This window comes from Paracidovorax wautersii (assembly GCF_900113035.1).
GTDB classification, from domain to species: Bacteria; Pseudomonadota; Gammaproteobacteria; order Burkholderiales; family Burkholderiaceae_C; genus Paracidovorax; species Paracidovorax wautersii.
The window spans coordinates 202,192-219,202 of record NZ_FONX01000005.1 but is presented as its reverse complement, the minus strand read 5'-3'; the positions used below and the strand labels follow the sequence as shown (position 1 = coordinate 219,202).

The following is a 17,011-nucleotide window of genomic DNA, read 5'->3' as shown; positions in this document are numbered from 1 at the left end:
ACACAAAGGAGCGACCGAGCATGCAGGACATCCTGGACCAACTGGAGCAAAAGCGCGCACTCGCCCGGCTGGGCGGCGGGCAAAAGCGCATCGACGCGCAGCATGCCAAGGGCAAGCTCACGGCGCGCGAACGCATCGAGCTGCTGCTGGACGACGGCACCTTCGAAGAATGGGACATGTTCGTCGAGCACCGCTGCACCGACTTCGGCATGGAGGGCAACCGCCCGCCCGGCGACGGCGTGGTGACGGGCTACGGCATGATCAACGGCCGGCTGGTGTTCGTCTTCAGCCAGGACTTCACCGTCTTCGGCGGCGCCCTGAGCGAGACGCATGCCGAGAAGATCTGCAAGGTGATGGACCAGGCCATGAAGGTGGGCGCGCCCGTCATCGGCCTCAACGATTCGGGCGGCGCCCGCATCCAGGAAGGCGTGGCGTCCCTGGGCGGCTATGCCGACGTGTTCCAGAAGAACGTGCTGGCCAGCGGCGTGGTGCCGCAGATCAGCATGATCATGGGCCCCTGCGCCGGCGGCGCCGTGTATTCGCCCGCCATGACCGACTTCATCTTCATGGTGAAGGACTCCAGCTACATGTTCGTCACCGGCCCCGAGGTGGTGAAGACCGTCACGCACGAAGACGTCACGGCCGAGGAACTGGGCGGCGCCATCACCCACAGCACGCGCAGCGGCGTGGCCGACATGGCCTTCGAGAACGACGTGGAGGCGCTGATGATGCTGCGCCGCCTCTACAACTACCTGCCGCTCAACAACCGCGAAAAGCCGCCCGTGCGGCCCAGCAACGACCCGGCCGACCGCATGGACCTGAGCCTGGACACGCTGGTGCCGGACAACCCCAACAAGCCCTACGACATGAAGGAGCTGATCCTCAAGACGGTGGACGACGGCGACTTCTTCGAGCTGCAGCCCGACTACGCCAGGAACATCGTCATCGGCTTCGCCCGCATGGAAGGGCAGACCGTGGGCATCGTCGCCAACCAGCCGCTGGTGCTGGCCGGCTGCCTGGACATCAAGAGCTCCATCAAGGCCGCGCGCTTCGTGCGCTTCTGCGATGCGTTCAACATCCCCGTCGTCACCTTCGTCGATGTGCCCGGCTTCATGCCCGGCACCAGCCAGGAATACGGCGGCATCATCAAGCACGGCGCCAAGCTTCTCTACGCCTACGCCGAGGCCACCGTGCCCAAGATCACCGTCATCACCCGCAAGGCCTACGGCGGCGCCTACGACGTGATGGCCTCCAAGCACCTGCGCGGCGACGTCAACCTCGCCTGGCCCCATGCCGAGATCGCGGTGATGGGCGCCAAGGGCGCGGTGGAAATCATCTTCCGCGAAGAGAAGAAGGACCCGGAAAAGCTCGCCGCCCGCGAGGCCGAATACAAGAAGCGCTTCGCCAACCCCTTCGTGGCCGGCGCGCGCGGCTTCATCGACGACGTGATCCTGCCGCACGAAACCCGCAAGCGCATCTGCCGCTCGTTGGTGATGCTGCAGAACAAGAAACTGGAGAACCCGTGGCGCAAGCACGGGAACATTCCTCTCTGAGGCGAGCAGATGTCCCTTGATGTTTCTACGCGGCAGATCGATGACTTTCTGTGCGACGACAACTTCTTGGCCCTGACAGAGCTTGCTCGTGAGCAGCGCTTGCTCTTCATCACCGAAATGACGGAAACACGTGTTTCTGCATTCTTGGCTTGGCTATTTCGTCCTCATGAGGGCCATGGCCTGGGTGATCAACCCATACGGGAGCTGCTGCATAACGCTTGGCTGCAAGTCCTTAGCTCTGATTGGGAAGGGGGCGATGCAGAGCATCTTTTTGCCGGTTGGGCTCCTTCCGCAATTGTGGGGCGCTCTTTTCGCGATCTGTGCGTAGAAACAGAGTATCGATTTGGACGCAAAGAAAGCGTTGACGGAAAGAATCGGCCGGTCGATGTCATGCTGGTTTCTCGTGCCAATAGGCTGGTTGTTCTTATCGAGAATAAATTCGGCTCGGCCGTGCATGGGAATCAGTTGGCGGCATACAGAAAGCAGGCCGAGGACAGCTTTCCTGGCTTTAAGAAGTTCTATATCTACTTGGACCCCAATACGGAGAACTTGCCTGATGACAACCGCCACTGGATTCCTCTTCGCCACGACTGGCTGATCGATCTGATCACCACAAGACAAAAATCGGGTTTGCTCAGTGAGAGCGCCCTGAATGCGCTCTCTCAGGTAAAGGACTATCTGATTGAGGAGAGCGCAATCCAAGGAGATGAGGCTGTACAAGCTTACTTTTCTGCATTGCTGAATGACCATCGTGCGGTATTGGCCAGCATGCGGGAGCTCAAGGAGCTCGGAAGGCACGCGCGGCTGACAGCTGGTGCGCAGACGGTGCCGGAGAATGTGGAGCCCTTGCTCATCGAGTACCACCAGAGATATCGTCTTTGGGATGCATTGTTCAGCCAGATGGATCATCTCCCTCTAATCAACGCATTGCGCCTGGAGGCCGGGGATGGCCTGGAGATCAAGAGATATACGAAGCGCCTCCATTTGCGTAGCCGTGAATGGAAAGGCATCAGAGATCATGGCGTTGCCGAGGAGGCCGCATGGGGTTTGCGCTTGTCGGCATGGAAGCCAGACCGGGATGTGGATGCTTATAGCGTTCGATCCATCATTGACTTCAATTTGATAGAAGGATTGGATGAATCAATGGTTCCAGCCTATTCCGAAGCCCAGGAGAGTCAACTTCGTGCCATTGCAGATGAGCTGCGAACCCTGTCTAGGCGGTCATCGAAAAGCGATCGCTGGATCCGATTGATGGAGCAAACATCATTGAGCCCCAAGGACGCGGCATCGGTATTGGCGCGGGAGTCGGCTCGAATAAATGAAGCCTTGAAGAAATCTGGCCTCTTGATTTTTAGTAGGGATGCATAATGTTTTCTAAAATCCTCATCGCCAACCGCGGCGAAATCGCCTGCCGCGTCATCGCCACCGCCAAGAAAATGGGCATCGCCACGGTCGCCGTCTATTCCGACGCCGACAAGGAGGCCCGCCACGTCAAGCTCGCCGACGAGGCCGTCCACATCGGCGCGGCGCCCTCGCGGGAGTCGTATCTGCTGGCCGACCGCATCATCGCCGCCGCCAAGCAGACCGGCGCGCAGGCCATCCACCCGGGCTACGGCTTCCTGTCGGAGAACGAGGCTTTCGCCCAGCGCTGCGAGGACTTGGGGCTGGCCTTCATCGGCCCGCGGGCGCATTCGATCGCGGCCATGGGCGACAAGATCGCGTCCAAGAAGCTCGCCAATGAAGCCAAGGTCAACACCATTCCGGGCTGGAACGATGCCATCGCATCGGCCGAGCGGGCGGTGGAGATCGCGCGGGACATCGGCTACCCGGTGATGATCAAGGCCTCGGCCGGCGGCGGCGGCAAGGGCCTGCGCGTGGCCTATGACGACAAGGAGGCGCTGGAGGGCTTCACCGCCTGCCAGAACGAGGCGCGCAACTCCTTCGGCGACGACCGCATCTTCATCGAGAAGTTCGTGCAGCAGCCGCGCCATATCGAGATCCAGGTGCTGGGCGACAGCCACGGCAACGTGATCTACCTGAACGAGCGCGAATGCTCCATCCAGCGCCGCCACCAGAAGGTGATCGAAGAGGCGCCGTCGCCCTTCATCAGCGACGCCACACGCCGCGCCATGGGCGAGCAGGCCGTGGCGCTGGCCAAGGCGGTGAAGTACCAGTCGGCCGGCACGGTGGAATTCGTGGTCGGCAAGGACCAGGATTTCTACTTCCTCGAAATGAACACCCGCCTGCAGGTGGAGCATCCGGTGACGGAGTGCATCACCGGGCTGGACTTGGTGGAGCTGATGATCCGCGTGGCGGCCGGCGAAAAGCTCCCCCTGACGCAGGACCAGGTCAAGCGCGAGGGCTGGGCCATCGAATGCCGGATCAACGCCGAAGACCCGTTCCGCAACTTCCTTCCGTCCACCGGCCGGCTGGTGCGCTTCCAGCCGCCCGAGGAGACCATGTTCCAGTCCGACACGGCCCGCCGTCTGGGCGTGCGGGTGGACACGGGCGTCTATGAGGGCGGCGAGATCCCGATGTTCTACGATTCGATGATCGCCAAGCTGATCGTGCATGGCACGGACCGGCAGGACGCGATCCAGAAGATGCGCGAGGCGCTCAATGGCTTCGTCATCCGGGGCATCAGCAGCAACATCCCGTTCCAGGCCGCGCTGCTGGCGCATCCTCAGTTCGTCTCGGGCCAGTTCAACACCGGTTTCATCGCCGAGCACTACGCCCAGGGCTTCCACGCCGAAGACGTGCCGCACGACGATCCGCTCTTCCTCGTGGCACTGGCCGCCTACATGCACCGCCGCTACCGCGCCCGCGCGTCCGGCATCAGCGGGCAGCTGGCGGGGCACGAGGTGAAGGTGGGCGAGCAGTTCGTGGTCGTGGTGCTGGGCGCGAATGGCCAGCACGAGCACCATGCGGTGTCGGTCACCGACTTCCAGGCCCCATCGGGCTCCAGCGCAGTCGCCGTGGGCGGCCGCAGCTATCAGATCAGTAGCGCGGCGACTTTGGGCCAGATCCGCGTGCAGGGCCAGTGCAACGGCGCGGGCTTCACCGCGCAGGTCGAGCGCGGCACGGCCAGGAACCCGCTGGCGCTGCGCATCGCCCACAACGGCACGCAGATCGACGCCATGGTGCTCTCGCCGCTGGGCGCCGAGCTGCACCAGCTCATGCCTTACAAGGCGCCGCCGGATCTGTCGAAGTTCCTGCTCTCGCCCATGCCCGGCCTGCTGGTCGATGTGGCCGTCCAGCCCGGCCAGAAGGTGCAGGCCGGCGAAAAGCTGGCGGTGATCGAGGCCATGAAGATGGAGAACATCCTCTTCGCCGCGCAGGACGGCGTGGTCGGCAAGGTGCTGGCCGCCAAGGGCGCCTCGCTGGCGGTGGATGACGTGATCATCGAATTCCAGTGAGGCCCGTTGAGTTGCTGCCGGCCGGCGCGTCGGCCGCCCGCGCGCCCGTGCGGCACGGGCTGCTGGGCGCGGCCGGGGCCGTGCTGCTGGCCGACGGCCTCTATCTGCTGGCGCTGCGGCAGTTCAACCTGGGTGTGCTGCTGCCGGCCGTGCTGGGCGCGGCCCTGCTCGCCATCGCGCTGCGCTGGCCCCGGCTGGAACGCTGGCGCAGCCGCCACCCGGGCCGGCAACGCGTCTGGCGCCTGGGCTGGTGGGCGCTGGCGCTGTGGCTGGTCTCCCTGCTGTGGTTCTGGAGCCGTTTGACGGGCTTTGGCGTGCCCCTGGCCCAGGTGCCGCCGGTGCAGGCCATCGTCGTGCTGGGTGCCGGCACGCTGGACGGGCAACCCCGGCCTGCGCTGGCTGCCCGGCTCGATACCGCCGCCGAGCTGGCTGCGCAGCAGCCGGCCGCGCTGGTGGCGGTGTGCGGCGGCATCGACCTGGGCGCGACCGAGAGCGAGGCCGCCATCATGGCCCGCTACCTGCAAGAGCGCCACGGCATCGCGCCCGCCCGCCCGGTGCTGGAAGACAAGAGCACCAGCACCGAGCTGAACCTGACCTGGAGCCGCCCCTTGCTGGAGGCGCGCGGCGTGCCCGCCAGCGCACCCGTGGCCCTGGTGACCAGCGACTTCCACCTGATCCGCGCCTCGCGCATCGCCCACCGCCTGGGCTGGGCCGACGTGGTGCCCGTGAGCGCGCCCACGCCCATCACCAGCCGCTACAACGCCTGGCTGCGCGAATACTTCGCCACGCTCAGCAGCTGGGTGCTGCGCGAGGTGTGATTGCAAGGAAATCGGCCTGCAGCGCTTTATCCATCAGGGCATGCAGCTATCAAAACAGGAGTGACCGAGCCATGAGCACCGCAACAATAATATCCAACAGCCGCCCGTTCAAGGTGCTGGGCATCCAGCAGATCGCCATCGGCGGCACCGACAAGCAGCGCCTGAAAACCCTCTGGGTGGACATGCTGGGCCTGGCGCAGACCGGCAGCTTCCGCAGCGAGCGCGAGAACGTCGATGAAGACATCCTGGCGATGGGGCAGGGCGCCCACGCGGTGGAGGTGGATCTGATGCAGCCGCTCGACATCGACAAGAAGCCCGCCGTCCACACCACGCCGCTCAACCATGTGGGTCTGTGGATCGACGACCTGCCGCGTGCCGTGGAATGGCTCACCGCGCAGGGCGTGCGCTTCGCCCCGGGCGGCATCCGCAAAGGCGCGGCAGGCTATGACATCACCTTTTTGCACCCCAAGAGCAACGACGAGTTCCCGGTCGCGGGCGAAGGCGTGCTGATCGAGCTGGTGCAGGCCCCGCCCGAGGTCATCGCCGCGCTGGGCTGACGGCTGCCTGCGCCAACTGCGCTCAACTCCGGCCTGATCCGAAGGCCAAGGCGAAGCAGTTGGCCGCCGAAGCGGGTAAGTTGAAGGCGGTTGTGATGGACGCCCGATGGCCATCGCCATCATGGTGGCAACTTGATGGCATCTGCGGCAATCGTCTGCCAAAAAAACGCCGAATTGCCTGCTGTTCGAGGCGTTTCGTCCAGCCCGACTTTCTGCAGCCCGGCGCTGGCAGCTCCCATTTTTCTCCCGCAGAATCCGCCACCATCGGCTGGATGCCGCCCCAGCGGGCCCCAGCGCACCCCAAAAGCCAGGAAGGACCACCCCATGACCACCATCGCCCCCCCCCCCGCCGCCGAGGTGCCGGCCCAGGCCGTGCAGCTGCACCGCCGCCCGGCCGCCGCGCCCGCGCACAACGGCCCCTGGAGCATCGAAGCCATCCAGGCCCTGCTGGACAAGCCCTTCATGGATCTGCTGTACGAAGCCCAGACCGTGCACCGCCAGCACTGGCCCGCAGGCGACGTGGAACTGGCCACGCTGCTGTCGGTCAAGACGGGCGGCTGCCCCGAGAACTGCGGCTACTGCCCGCAGTCGGCTGAATTCGACACCGGCGTGAAGGCCGAGAAGCTGATGAGCGTGCAGGAAGTCACTGCCGCCGCCCAGGCCGCCAAGGATGCCGGCGCCACCCGCTTTTGCATGGGCGCCGCCTGGCGCGCCCCGAAGGACCGCGACATCGAGAAGATGAGCGAGCTGATCGGCGCCGTGAAGGGCCTGGGAATGCAGACCTGCGCCACGCTGGGCATGCTCGAATCGCATCAGGCCGTGGCGCTCAAGGACGCGGGCCTGGACTACTACAACCACAACCTGGACACGGCGCCCGAGTACTACACCGACGTGGTCAGCACGCGCCAGTACCAGGACCGGCTGGACACGCTCTCGCACGTGCGCTCCGCCGGCATCAGCGTGTGCTGCGGCGGCATCATCGGCATGGGCGAGGCCCCGGTCCACCGCGCCGGCCTGATCGCGCAGCTGGCCAACCTGCAGCCGTACCCGGAATCGGTGCCCATCAACAGCCTGGTGCGCGTGCCCGGCACGCCGCTGGCCGATAGCGAGCCGGTGGACCCGTTCGACTTCGTGCGCGTCATCGCCGTGGCCCGTATCACCATGCCCCGCGCCCGCGTGCGCCTGTCGGCCGGCCGCCAGCAGATGGGCGAGGCCGTGCAGGCGCTGTGCTTCATGGCCGGCGCCAATTCGATCTTCTACGGCGACAAGCTGCTGGTGACCGGCAACCCCGACGTCGAGGCCGACGTGCAGCTGCTGACCAAGCTGGGCCTGCCCGGGCACCGCACGACCGCATCGGCGCACGATCATCACGACGGGCACGGCCACTGAGTCTTTGGGGAGCCTTTGGCGGCCTGGCCAGCGAGGGCAGGGTAGGGGCGCATCGCCGCAGGGGAGGGCGGGCCCTTGGACTACGCCCCGCGGCACGGACTCCTTCCACACTCAGGGTTTGCCCCCCCGATGCTCCAGGAGCCCCCGCCATGACTTCCGCCTCCCCACCGTCCCCTTATTCAGGCCAGCAGGAAACCGTGTTCGGCGTGTCCGACGGCGCGACCTATACCGGCTTGCTGCGCCTGCAGGACGATGGCCGCTACTACTTCGCCCAAGCCCAGGTGGACGGCCACAACCTGCCCATGCCGGACCAGCACTGGGCCTCGCGCGACGAAGCCGTCAAGGCGCTGGCGGGCATGGCGTCGGGCACCTTGCCAGCGCAATCCACCCAGCCGGCCGCAGAAGACTGAAGGAGGGCGCCTGCTGACCGCAGGTCTCGTTGCCGAGAGGAGGCGGCGGTCTCAGCCCATGCCCTCGGGCTTGATCTGGGCACGGTCGATCACCGGTTTCCAGCGCGCCTGCTCGGCCTTGATGAAGGCGTCGAACTCAGCGCCCGTATTGCCCACGGCCAGCGCCGTTTCCTGCGCAAGCTTGTCCTTGACCGCCGCGCTGCGTGCGGCCTTCACGGCTTCGGCCTCGAACTTCGCGATATGCGGCTTGGCCCACCTGGACGGCACCATCAGGCCGTACCACTGCGTCATCTCGAAACCCTTGAAGCCCTGTTCGGCCACCGTGGGCACATCGGGCATCTGCGGCAAGCGCTGCGCCGTGCCGGTGGCGATGCAGCGCAGCTTGCCCGCCTTGATGAAGGGCAGCAGGGCGGGCGCACCCACGGCCGCGGCCTGCAGCCGCCCGGCCATCAGGTCGGTCAGCATGGGGCCGGTGCCTCGGTAGGGCACATGCACCATGAAGGTGTTGGTCACCATCTTCAGATATTCGAAGGCCAGATGCCCGGCGCTGCCATTGCCGGCCGAGCCGTAGTTGAGCTGGCCCGGCTTGCTGCGGGCGTAGGTGATGAACTCGGCCAGATTGCGGATCGGCAGATCGGGATGCACCACGTAGAGGCTGGGCACCTTCGACAGCAGCGTGATGGGCGTGAAGTCGCGGTTCACGTCGTAGGGCAGCTTCGGGAAGATGAACGGATTGACCGCCAGCGTGCCGATATGGCCCAGGATCAGCGTGTGCTCATCGGTGCTCGCGGCCACTTCCTGCATGGCGATGTTGCCGGCCGCCCCGGGCTTGTTGTCCACGAAAACGTTCTGCCCGAGCGTCTTGGAGATTTCCGCCGCCGCCGCACGGGCGACGATCTCCGAACTGCCCCCGGGCGCAAACGGCACGACGAGCCGCAAGGGTCTGCTCGGCCAGGCGGCCTGGGCGTGTGCCCAAGCCGGCAGCAGCAGGCCCGAGGTGGCGGCGAGCAAGCTGCGGCGCTGATTCTGGTGTAGCCCGAATGGGTTGGACGAGGTGGCTGGCATGGCGTGATGTCTCCTGGTTCTTCTTGGGAAAAGCGGGCGGCACGGCATACCGCCGTCCATCCGCAGGCGCGCCATGTTGCCACCGCCCAAGCGCAAGCTTGCAGGATCGGAAGGGAATATTTCGACGCCCGGCGTGGCGGGGAGACCGCAAGCAGGGACGAAAGGAGTGAAAACCAAGGCCCCGGGTCAGCGCTGACGCAAGCGCGCCCCGGGCATTACCGCGCAGGACGGCGAATCAACGAGCCCACTTCCGGTTCGGCCGGGGTTGCACCGTGATCTCCACGGCCTTTTGCACGAGCGGCCTGCCGGTCGCCGCATCGGAAGCCACCACATCTTCGAGCTGCAGCCTCTGAACTTCCGATCCGGTGGTCTGTTCAAGGTCGTCCAGAACGGCGGCGACCTTCTTTTCGGCCTGAGCCACGGCGGCGGGTTTGGTAGTAGGCATGGCGAGTGGGGTGGAGTACATCAGGGGACGATGAGATCGTCACTGCATCGTCCCGGTCATGGCGCCGGAAACGACGCATCCCGATGTCATCCTTTGGCTTGCCCGTGCCGCTGCTCGTTTGTTATTTGACATAATATACATCGTATCTAGTTCAGGCATAGTCTGCGGAGGGGCCCCAGATGTGGTCAAGGCGCTCATGGCGAGTCACCTCTCTCCAGTGCCCAGCCTGACCGTCCTCTGCACCGGTCTTTGCGATCGCGGCACAATGAGTGCATGAGATTCCTCCACACGATGCTGCGCGTTGGCAACCTTCAACGCTCGATTGATTTCTACACCAAGGTCCTGGGCATGCAGCTGCTGCGCACGTCCGAAAACCCCGAGTACAAGTATTCGCTGGCCTTCCTGGGCTTCGACGGCGGCAACCCCGGCCAGGCCGAGATCGAACTCACCTACAACTGGGGCACCGAGAGCTACGACATGGGCACGGCCTACGGCCACATCGCCCTGGGCGTGCCCGACGCCTATGCGGCCTGCGAGAAGATCAAGGCCTCCGGCGGTAACGTGACGCGCGAGGCCGGTCCGGTCAAGGGCGGCACGACGGTCATCGCCTTCGTGACGGACCCGGACGGCTACAAGATCGAGCTGATAGAGCGCAAGGACGACGTGTCTGCGGGCACCGGCCTGCGCTGACCGAACTCGCGGCATCTGCTATAGCTTGAATAGCGGTATGCGCTGATGTGACAAGGGCTGGATCGCGATCCAGCCCTTTTTTGTTTGGCGTGTTCTCAGACGGTTGCCGGCCGGCTTTGCGGTGCCTGGGCAGCCAGGTCTTCCAGCGCCTGCCCCGTCATCCGATACCGGATCCATTCCGATTGGGGCTTGGCACCCAGGCTGTCATAGAAGGCGATGGACGGTGCGTTCCAGTCCAGCACGCTCCATTCGAACCGGCCGCAGTCCTTGTCCACGGCGATGGCCGCCAGGTGTTGCAGCAGGGCCTTGCCCGCTCCCCTGCCCCGGCATTCGGGCGAGACGTAGAGGTCTTCCAGGTAGAGGCCGTGGCGGCCCTGCCAGGTGGAGTAGTTGAAGAAATAGACCGCAAAGCCCACAGGCGTGTCGCCGTCGAGGCAAATGAGGCCGAAGACGGCCGGGTTCTCGCAGAACATCGTGCGCTCCAGATGGGCGCTCGTGGACTGCATTTCGTGTTCGGCCTTTTCGTAGATGGCCAGTTCGCGCACGAAGTGCAGGATGGTGGGGATGTCTTCGCGGGTCGCGGGGCGGATCGTCAGGGAGGTCATTGGTGAGAGTGATTACAGGGGCATACCGGCATCCAGCGAGGGCGGACGCAGCAGGTCTTCGTTGACGCCCATGGCCTGGCTCGCCCTCTCTACGGCCTGCCAGAGCGGTGCGGGCATCTGCAGGATCTCTTCGGGGGAGCCGGCCTGGGCGATCCAGGCATCGATCTGGCCGTGCTGCTCGGGGGTGAGCAGTTCCAGGTTCAGCATCTCGTCGATGGTTTTCATGGGGTGTGCAGTCAATCAATCGATCGATCGGAGAAATGCCGTGAGCCGTGATGGGGCATCGCCTGCCGGGTTGGCAGGCGATGCCGGGGCCGTCACTATGCCTTGCGCAGGGCTGCGGCGGCGCGGGCCAGTTCGGTGATGCGGGCCCAGTCGCCGGATGCCAGAGCATCCGCCGGCACCAGCCACGAGCCGCCCACGCAGGCCACGTTGCCCAGCGCCAGGAATTCGGCCGCATTGCCGGGCTGGATGCCGCCCGTGGGGCAGAACACCACGTCGCCGAAGGGGCCCTGCCAGGCTTTGAGCATGGCCAGGCCGCCGGCCTGCACGGCGGGGAAGAACTTGAGCGCGCCGAAGCCCTCTTCCTGCGCCATCATGATTTCGCTGCCGGTCGCCACGCCGGGCAGCAGGGGCAGGTTCAGGTCGCGGCAGGCGCTGCCCACGGCGGGGGTGAAGCCGGGGCTCACGGCAAAGCGGGCGCCGGCGCGGGCGGCGGCTTGGGCATCGGCCGCGCTGCGCACGGTACCGGCGCCGACGACGGCCTCGGGCACGTCACGGGCGATGGCTTCCATGCAGGCGAGGGCCTGGGGCGTGCGCAGCGTCACTTCGAGCATGCGGATGCCGCCTGCCACCAGCGCGCGGGCCATGGGCACGGCGTGGGCTACGTCATTGAGCACGATGACCGGGATGACCGGCGCATCGCGCATCACGTCCTGCGCGGTCAATACAGCATTCTGTCCATTCACGTTCACAGCCACGAGCAGGCTCCTTCTTCTGCGCTGAGCGCGTTGCGCCGGAATCCGGCAAACAGTTCACGGCCCATTCCATGGGCATTGTCCACGCCCTGCGCCGCGGGCATCACGGCCGGGGTGCGGGCGTTCCAGGCGTCGGCATCGACCCGCACTTCGAGCGTGCCGGCCACCGCGTCCAGGCGGATGACGTCGCCGTTCTGCACCCGCGCCAGCGGGCCGCCGGCATGGGCTTCGGGCGAGACGTGGATGGCGGCGGGCACCTTGCCCGAGGCGCCGCTCATGCGGCCGTCGGTGACCAGCGCCACGCGGAAGCCCTTGCCCTGCAGCACGGCCAGAGGCGGGGTGAGCTTGTGCAGCTCGGGCATGCCGTTGGCCTGGGGGCCCTGCCAGCGCACGACGCAGATCACGTCGCGGTCCAGCTCGCCGGCCTGGAAGGCGGCCTGCAGCTCGGCCTGCGAGCCGAACACGGCCGCGGGCGCCTCGATGATGTGGCGGTCTTCCGGCACGGCCGAGACCTTGATGACGCTGCGGCCCAGGTTGCCCTGCAGCAGCTTGAGGCCGCCGGTGACGCTGAACGGATCGGTGGCCGGGCGCAGCACGCTGTCGTCGCCGCTGGCGCCGATGTCGGTCCAGGCCAGGCGCCCTGCCCCGCCCTGCCCTTGGGCTTCGCCGGGCAGGCGGGTGTATTCGCGGATGCCGCCGGCGCGCACGGTGAGCACGTCTTCGTGCATCAGGCCGGCGTCGAGCAGCTCGCGCAGCACGTAGCCGGGGCCGCCCGCCGCCTGGAACTGGTTCACGTCGGCGCTGCCGTTGGGATAGACGCGGGCCAGCAGCGGCACGGCGTGGGAGAGCTGGGCGAAGTCGTCCCAGTCGATCACGATGCCGGCTGCGCGCGCCACCGCCACCCAGTGGATCAGGTGGTTGGTGGAGCCGCCCGTGGCCAGCAGCGCCACCATGGCGTTGACGATGGTGCGTTCATCGACCAGCTTGCCGATGGGCGTGCAGCTCTTGGCCAGCACGGTGCGGGCGGCCTCGCGGGTCAGTTCCTGGCGCAGTTCCTGGCCGGGGTTGATGAAGGCGGTGCCGGGCACGTGCAGGCCCATGGCTTCCAGCAGCATCTGGTTGCTGTTGGCCGTGCCGTAGAAGGTGCAGGTGCCTTCGCTGTGATAGGCGGCGGATTCGGCCTCCAGCAGCTCGGCGCGGCCCACCAGGCCCTGGGCGGCCTGCTCGCGCACCTTGGCCTTGGCGTTGTTCGACAGGCCCGAGGTCATCGGGCCGGCCGGCACGAAGACGGTGGGCAGGTAGCCGAACTGCAGCGCGCCGATCAGCAGGCCGGGCACGATCTTGTCGCACACGCCCAGCATCAGGGCGGCGTCGAACACATCATGGCTCAGCGACACAGCCGTGGCCATGGCGATCACGTCTCGGCTGAAGAGGCTCAGTTCCATGCCGGGCGTGCCCTGGGTCACGCCGTCGCACATGGCCGGCACGCCGCCGGCCACCTGGGCGGTGGCGCCGTGCTTGCGTGCCTCGTCCTTGATGAGGTCGGGGTAATGCTGCAGCGGCGCATGGGCCGAGAGCATGTCGTTGTAGGCGTTGACGATGCCGATGTTGGGCGCCTTGGCCGCCACCACGCGCAGCTTGTCGTTCTGGGGCATGCCGGCGAAGGCATGGGCCACGTTGGCGCAACCCATGCGGTCGGCGCCCCGGTCGCGGGAACCCAGCTTGTCGATCTGTTGCAGGTAGGCCGTGCGCGTGCCGCGGCTTTTCTCGCGGATGCGCTCGGTGACGGCGTGAACGGTGGGGTGGAGGGTGGTCATGGCGTGGGGCTTCAAGAAAAGAGCCGCCTCGCAGGAGGCGGCTGTTCCGTATCCTACCAACCGGCAGGACACGCGGACGTGGGACGACTGGCCGTCAGACTCCGGGCTCGGCGATCGGTTCGATGCGCCCCATCAGGAACACGAACGCGACGATGCCGACCAGCAGGATCGCCCCCGCCAGCAGGAAGGCGTTCACGAACGAGCCGGTGGCGCCCACGATCAGGCCGGTGGCGATGGGTGCGGCCGCGCCCATCAGGTTGTTGCCGAAGTTCATCAGGCCGCCCACCGTGCCCACCCCGCCCTTGGGCGCGATCAGCGAGGGCAGCGACCAGCCCACCGGCGCCGCAGCCGCCAGGCCGCCCAGCGCGATGGAGATCCACACGATGGCCCAGACCGGGTCGGTGGTCTGCGTGGCGCCGAAGACGGCCAGGCCCATCACCATGCCGCAGACCAGCACGGTCTTGCGCACCTTGGATTCGGAATGGCCCTTGGCGATCAGGTGGTCGATGAGCCAGCCGCCCACGAACAGGTCGGTGAGCGTCGCCACCATCCAGGGAATGGCCGCGAAGCCGGCCGACTTGATGATGCTCATGTGCATGGTCTGCACCAGGTAGCCCGGCAACCAGGTCAGGAACAGGTAGAACGAATAGCCGTAGGCCGCGAAGCCCAGCATCAGGCCCCAGACCTTGGGCTGGCGCAGCAGGTAGCCCAGCATGCCGCTGGTGCCGCCGGCGGGCGCGCCTTCGGGCGTGGCGCCGCCTTCGACGATATAGCGGTGCTCGGCGTCGGTGAGCTTGTCATCCTTGCTCGGGTCGCGGTAGATCAGCAGGAAGGCGAAGAAGTACGCGAAGCTCAGCGCCGCGCAGATGCCGAAGCCCCAGCGCCAGCCGAAGCCCACGACCACGAAGGCCACCAGCGGCACGCCGATCACGTTCGAGAACTTGGCCGCCGCATCGAAGATGGCGGTGGCCAGCGCGCGCTCGCCGCGCGGGAACCAGTAGCCGGTGGCCTTGGAGCTCACCATGAAGCCCGGCGCCTCGGCGATGCCCAGCAGCATGCGCGCGATGAAGATGCCGCCCCAGCCGCCGGCCAGCGCCGTCAGCGTGGAGGCGACGCCCCAGGCCAGGGCGCCCCAGCGGCCGATGCGCGTGGGGCCGTAGCGGTCCAGCAGCATGCCGGCGGGCACCTGCAGCAGCGCATAGGTCCAGAAGAAGGCCGAGAGGAAGAAGCCGATCTGCTCGGGCGAAAGATGGAATTCCGCCTGGATCTGGGGTGCCGCCACCGACAGGCTGAGCCGGTCGAAGTAGTTGACCAGCACGCCCACGCCCAGCAGGCCGCCGATGCGCCAGCGCCGGCCGGGCACGCGGCCCGGTACGGCCGCCGTGGAAGATGGTGATGAGGAGGATGTTGTCGTCATGGTGTCTCCATCGTTGGAATGAACGGGCCCGACCTGCTGTCGCGACAGCGCGGGGCGGGGCGTGAAAAACGGCGCTCAGGACTGAGCCGGGGCCGCCGGCAATGCGGGTCTCGCTTCGGCCTGCAGCCAGGCACGCACCTGGGCGGCAGACTGCGCCAGCGGCGCGGTGGCGGGCACGGACAGCACGCCCGGCTCGCCCACGGGCGATTCCAGCGTCTGGAACTGGCTGTCCACCAGGCTGGCGGGAAAGATGTGGACCGCCGAGCGGGCCTGCACGCGGGCCAGGGCCTCGGACTTGTCGATCTGCATGAAGACGAAGCGCAGGCCCGGCACGGCGGAGCGCAGGCGGTCGCGGTAGGCGCGCTTCAGGGCCGAGCAGGTCAGCACGGCGCCGGCGGGGCGCGAGGCCAGCTCCTCACCCAGCCGGATCAGCCAGCCGGCGCGATCTTCGTCGTTGAGCGGCGTGCCGCTCTGCATCTTGCGGATGTTGGCTTCGGGGTGGAAGTCGTCGCCTTCGATCAGCGGCAGGCCCAGGTCGGCCGCCAGCGCCTGTCCCAGGCTGGACTTGCCGCAGCCGGATACGCCCATGACCACCAGCCAGGCGGGCTCGGTTCGTGTCTCCATCGATCTTCTCCTTGGGATAGCGCTATCTTCATCGCGTGCAAAAAAGGGCTGCCAGAGCCCCGATGCCAGCGGCTCGTGCGTGGCAAAAGCACACCCGAGCCGCTTGGATAGCGCTATCCTATTTCATACTGCAGGGCTCTCCTGCTAGGGTTTACACCCGGATCACCCCCTCCCGATGAACGATCAGCCTCCCCGCGAACGCCGCCGCGCCACCGGCCGAGTCACCCTGCAGGACGTGGCCCGCGCCGCGGGCGTGAGCCCCATCACCGTGTCGCGCGCCCTGCGCGGAGAACGCGCCGTGGCGCCGGAACTTGCCGAACGCGCCCGCGCCGCCGCCGAGCAGCTGGGCTACGTGCCCGACCCCGCCGCGCGCGCCCTCGCCTCCCAGCGCAGCAGCCAGGTGCTGGTGCTGGTGCCCATGCTGTCGAACGCCCTCTTCGTCGATCTGCTCGAAGCCGTGCACCGCACGCTGTTCCCCGAAGGCTTCCAGCCGCTGATCGGCGTGACCCACTACGACGCGGCCGAAGAGGAACTGCTGCTGCGCACCTACCTGCCGCACCGCCCTGCCGGCCTGCTGGTCACCGGTTTCGACCGCAGCGAGGCGGCCCGCCAGCTCATCGCGCGCAGCGGCGTGCCCTGCGTGCATCTGATGGAAACCAGCGGCGAGCCCGGCGTGGCCTGCGTGGGCTTTTCGCAGACCGATGCAGGCGCGGCGATCACCCGCCACCTGCTGGAGCGCGGCCGGCGCCGCATCGCCTTCTGCGCGGCGCAGCTGGACCCGCGCACGCTGCAGCGCGCCGAGGGCTACCGCCGTGCCCTGCGCGAAGCGGGCCTGCATGACCCGGCGCTGGAGGTGCTGAGCCCGGAGAGCTCGTCCATCGCCCTGGGCGCGCGGCTGTTCGAGGACGTGCTGCGCCGCCTGCCCGACGTGGACGCCATCTTCTTCTGCAACGACGACATCGCCCAGGGCGGCCTGCTGGCCGCGAGCCGCCTGGGCGTGGCGGTGCCGGGGCGCATCGCGGTGGCCGGCTTCAACGACCTGGCGGGCAGCGACCAGATGGTGCCGCCGCTGACCACCGTGCGCACGCCCCGCGCCGAGGTCGGCCGCGAAGGCGCCGCCATGCTGCTGCGCCGCATGCGCGGCGAGCCTGCGGGGCCGGACTGCATCGAGCTGGGCTACGAGCTGGTGGTGCGCGAAAGCACCTGAGCCCGGTCGCCCTGCCCTCTT

General features: G+C 67.0%; 17 protein-coding genes. 9 read left to right on the top strand and 8 right to left on the bottom strand.

Annotated elements, in window-relative coordinates; translation table 11 throughout:
- Positions 1 to 20 precede the first annotated feature (20 nt).
- The 7 genes from BM070_RS09900 to BM070_RS09870 all read left to right on the top strand — a co-directional run bounded on the left by BM070_RS09900 (position 21) and on the right by BM070_RS09870 (position 8,143).
- Positions 21 to 1,553, top strand: a complete 1,533-nt coding sequence (locus tag BM070_RS09900) for an acyl-CoA carboxylase subunit beta (RefSeq protein ID WP_092939423.1) — start codon at positions 21 to 23, stop codon at positions 1,551 to 1,553.
- Between the two features lie 9 nt (positions 1,554 to 1,562).
- Positions 1,563 to 2,921, top strand: coding sequence for a PD-(D/E)XK nuclease family protein (locus BM070_RS09895; protein ID WP_092939422.1), 1,359 nt, complete (start codon positions 1,563 to 1,565; stop codon positions 2,919 to 2,921).
- The gene (gene accC, locus BM070_RS09890; protein ID WP_092939421.1) at positions 2,921 to 4,969 is read left to right on the top strand and encodes an acetyl-CoA carboxylase biotin carboxylase subunit; all 2,049 of its coding nucleotides are present in this window, start codon (positions 2,921 to 2,923) and stop codon (positions 4,967 to 4,969) included. Before BM070_RS09895 ends, accC begins: the two co-directional genes overlap by 1 nt.
- Positions 4,966 to 5,787: a YdcF family protein gene (locus BM070_RS09885; RefSeq protein WP_353615605.1), complete on the top strand. Its 822-nt coding sequence runs from the start codon at positions 4,966 to 4,968 to the stop codon at positions 5,785 to 5,787. The genes accC and BM070_RS09885 overlap by 4 nt, the downstream gene beginning before the upstream one ends.
- A 71-nt stretch (positions 5,788 to 5,858) precedes the next feature.
- The gene (locus BM070_RS09880) at positions 5,859 to 6,344 is read left to right on the top strand and encodes a VOC family protein (protein WP_092939420.1); all 486 of its coding nucleotides are present in this window, start codon (positions 5,859 to 5,861) and stop codon (positions 6,342 to 6,344) included.
- Between the two features lie 324 nt (positions 6,345 to 6,668).
- Complete coding sequence (bioB, locus tag BM070_RS09875) at positions 6,669 to 7,733, top strand: biotin synthase BioB (RefSeq protein WP_092939419.1); 1,065 nt, start codon at positions 6,669 to 6,671, stop codon at positions 7,731 to 7,733.
- A gap of 149 nt (positions 7,734 to 7,882) precedes the next feature.
- Complete coding sequence (locus BM070_RS09870; protein ID WP_092939418.1) at positions 7,883 to 8,143, top strand: hypothetical protein; 261 nt, start codon at positions 7,883 to 7,885, stop codon at positions 8,141 to 8,143.
- 51 nt (positions 8,144 to 8,194) lie between these two features.
- Here the strand turns inward: BM070_RS09870 and BM070_RS09865 are convergent, their stop codons facing one another.
- Both BM070_RS09865 and BM070_RS09860 read right to left on the bottom strand, forming a co-directional pair.
- A complete protein-coding gene (locus tag BM070_RS09865) occupies positions 8,195 to 9,208 on the bottom strand; it encodes a Bug family tripartite tricarboxylate transporter substrate binding protein (protein WP_092939417.1) in 1,014 nt (337 codons plus the stop codon).
- A 235-nt stretch (positions 9,209 to 9,443) separates the two neighbouring features.
- On the bottom strand, positions 9,444 to 9,653 hold the full coding sequence (locus tag BM070_RS09860; protein WP_092939552.1) for a hypothetical protein: 210 nt from the start codon (positions 9,651 to 9,653) through the stop codon (positions 9,444 to 9,446).
- A 273-nt stretch (positions 9,654 to 9,926) separates the two neighbouring features.
- On the opposite strand from BM070_RS09860, the gene gloA reads away from it, so the two are divergent.
- Complete coding sequence (gene gloA / locus BM070_RS09855) at positions 9,927 to 10,343, top strand: lactoylglutathione lyase (RefSeq protein ID WP_092939416.1); 417 nt, start codon at positions 9,927 to 9,929, stop codon at positions 10,341 to 10,343.
- A 95-nt stretch (positions 10,344 to 10,438) separates the two neighbouring features.
- Here gloA and BM070_RS09850 read toward each other — a convergent pair whose 3' ends face one another.
- The 6 genes from BM070_RS09850 to BM070_RS09825 all read right to left on the bottom strand — a co-directional run bounded on the left by BM070_RS09850 (position 10,439) and on the right by BM070_RS09825 (position 15,783).
- On the bottom strand, positions 10,439 to 10,948 hold the full coding sequence (locus tag BM070_RS09850) for a GNAT family N-acetyltransferase (protein ID WP_092939415.1): 510 nt from the start codon (positions 10,946 to 10,948) through the stop codon (positions 10,439 to 10,441).
- 12 nt (positions 10,949 to 10,960) lie between these two features.
- Positions 10,961 to 11,173 carry a hypothetical protein gene (locus tag BM070_RS09845; protein WP_092939414.1) on the bottom strand — a complete coding sequence of 71 codons (213 nt, stop codon included), beginning with the start codon at positions 11,171 to 11,173 and terminating at the stop codon, positions 10,961 to 10,963.
- A gap of 95 nt (positions 11,174 to 11,268) precedes the next feature.
- The gene (gene eda, locus BM070_RS09840) at positions 11,269 to 11,922 is read right to left on the bottom strand and encodes a bifunctional 4-hydroxy-2-oxoglutarate aldolase/2-dehydro-3-deoxy-phosphogluconate aldolase (protein WP_092939413.1); all 654 of its coding nucleotides are present in this window, start codon (positions 11,920 to 11,922) and stop codon (positions 11,269 to 11,271) included.
- On the bottom strand, positions 11,919 to 13,742 hold the full coding sequence (gene edd, locus BM070_RS09835) for a phosphogluconate dehydratase (RefSeq protein WP_092939412.1): 1,824 nt from the start codon (positions 13,740 to 13,742) through the stop codon (positions 11,919 to 11,921). The genes eda and edd overlap by 4 nt, the downstream gene beginning before the upstream one ends.
- 94 nt (positions 13,743 to 13,836) lie before the next feature.
- Complete coding sequence (locus tag BM070_RS09830) at positions 13,837 to 15,159, bottom strand: MFS transporter (protein ID WP_092939411.1); 1,323 nt, start codon at positions 15,157 to 15,159, stop codon at positions 13,837 to 13,839.
- Between the two features lie 75 nt (positions 15,160 to 15,234).
- Positions 15,235 to 15,783: a gluconokinase gene (locus BM070_RS09825; protein ID WP_245785169.1), complete on the bottom strand. Its 549-nt coding sequence runs from the start codon at positions 15,781 to 15,783 to the stop codon at positions 15,235 to 15,237.
- A gap of 175 nt (positions 15,784 to 15,958) precedes the next feature.
- Between BM070_RS09825 and gntR the strand changes: the two genes are divergently transcribed.
- Complete coding sequence (gene gntR / locus BM070_RS09820; RefSeq protein ID WP_092939410.1) at positions 15,959 to 16,990, top strand: HTH-type transcriptional regulator GntR; 1,032 nt, start codon at positions 15,959 to 15,961, stop codon at positions 16,988 to 16,990.
- Positions 16,991 to 17,011 lie beyond the last annotated feature (21 nt).

Bases quoted from the DNA above. Each gene is read 5' to 3' on its own strand.
- BM070_RS09900 (WP_092939423.1), top strand. From the start codon at position 21: ATGCAGGACATCCTGGACCAACTGGAGCAAAAGCGCGCACTCGCCCGG.
- BM070_RS09895 (WP_092939422.1), top strand. From the start codon at position 1,563: ATGTCCCTTGATGTTTCTACGCGGCAGATCGATGACTTTCTGTGCGAC.
- accC (WP_092939421.1), top strand. From the start codon at position 2,921: ATGTTTTCTAAAATCCTCATCGCCAACCGCGGCGAAATCGCCTGCCGC.
- BM070_RS09880 (WP_092939420.1), top strand. From the start codon at position 5,859: ATGAGCACCGCAACAATAATATCCAACAGCCGCCCGTTCAAGGTGCTG.
- bioB (WP_092939419.1), top strand. From the start codon at position 6,669: ATGACCACCATCGCCCCCCCCCCCGCCGCCGAGGTGCCGGCCCAGGCC.
- BM070_RS09870 (WP_092939418.1), top strand. From the start codon at position 7,883: ATGACTTCCGCCTCCCCACCGTCCCCTTATTCAGGCCAGCAGGAAACC.
- BM070_RS09865 (WP_092939417.1), bottom strand. From the start codon at position 9,208: ATGCCAGCCACCTCGTCCAACCCATTCGGGCTACACCAGAATCAGCGC.
- BM070_RS09860 (WP_092939552.1), bottom strand. From the start codon at position 9,653: ATGCCTACTACCAAACCCGCCGCCGTGGCTCAGGCCGAAAAGAAGGTC.
- gloA (WP_092939416.1), top strand. From the start codon at position 9,927: ATGAGATTCCTCCACACGATGCTGCGCGTTGGCAACCTTCAACGCTCG.
- BM070_RS09850 (WP_092939415.1), bottom strand. From the start codon at position 10,948: ATGACCTCCCTGACGATCCGCCCCGCGACCCGCGAAGACATCCCCACC.
- BM070_RS09845 (WP_092939414.1), bottom strand. From the start codon at position 11,173: ATGAAAACCATCGACGAGATGCTGAACCTGGAACTGCTCACCCCCGAG.
- edd (WP_092939412.1), bottom strand. From the start codon at position 13,742: ATGACCACCCTCCACCCCACCGTTCACGCCGTCACCGAGCGCATCCGC.
- BM070_RS09830 (WP_092939411.1), bottom strand. From the start codon at position 15,159: ATGACGACAACATCCTCCTCATCACCATCTTCCACGGCGGCCGTACCG.
- BM070_RS09825 (WP_245785169.1), bottom strand. From the start codon at position 15,783: ATGGAGACACGAACCGAGCCCGCCTGGCTGGTGGTCATGGGCGTATCC.
- gntR (WP_092939410.1), top strand. From the start codon at position 15,959: ATGAACGATCAGCCTCCCCGCGAACGCCGCCGCGCCACCGGCCGAGTC.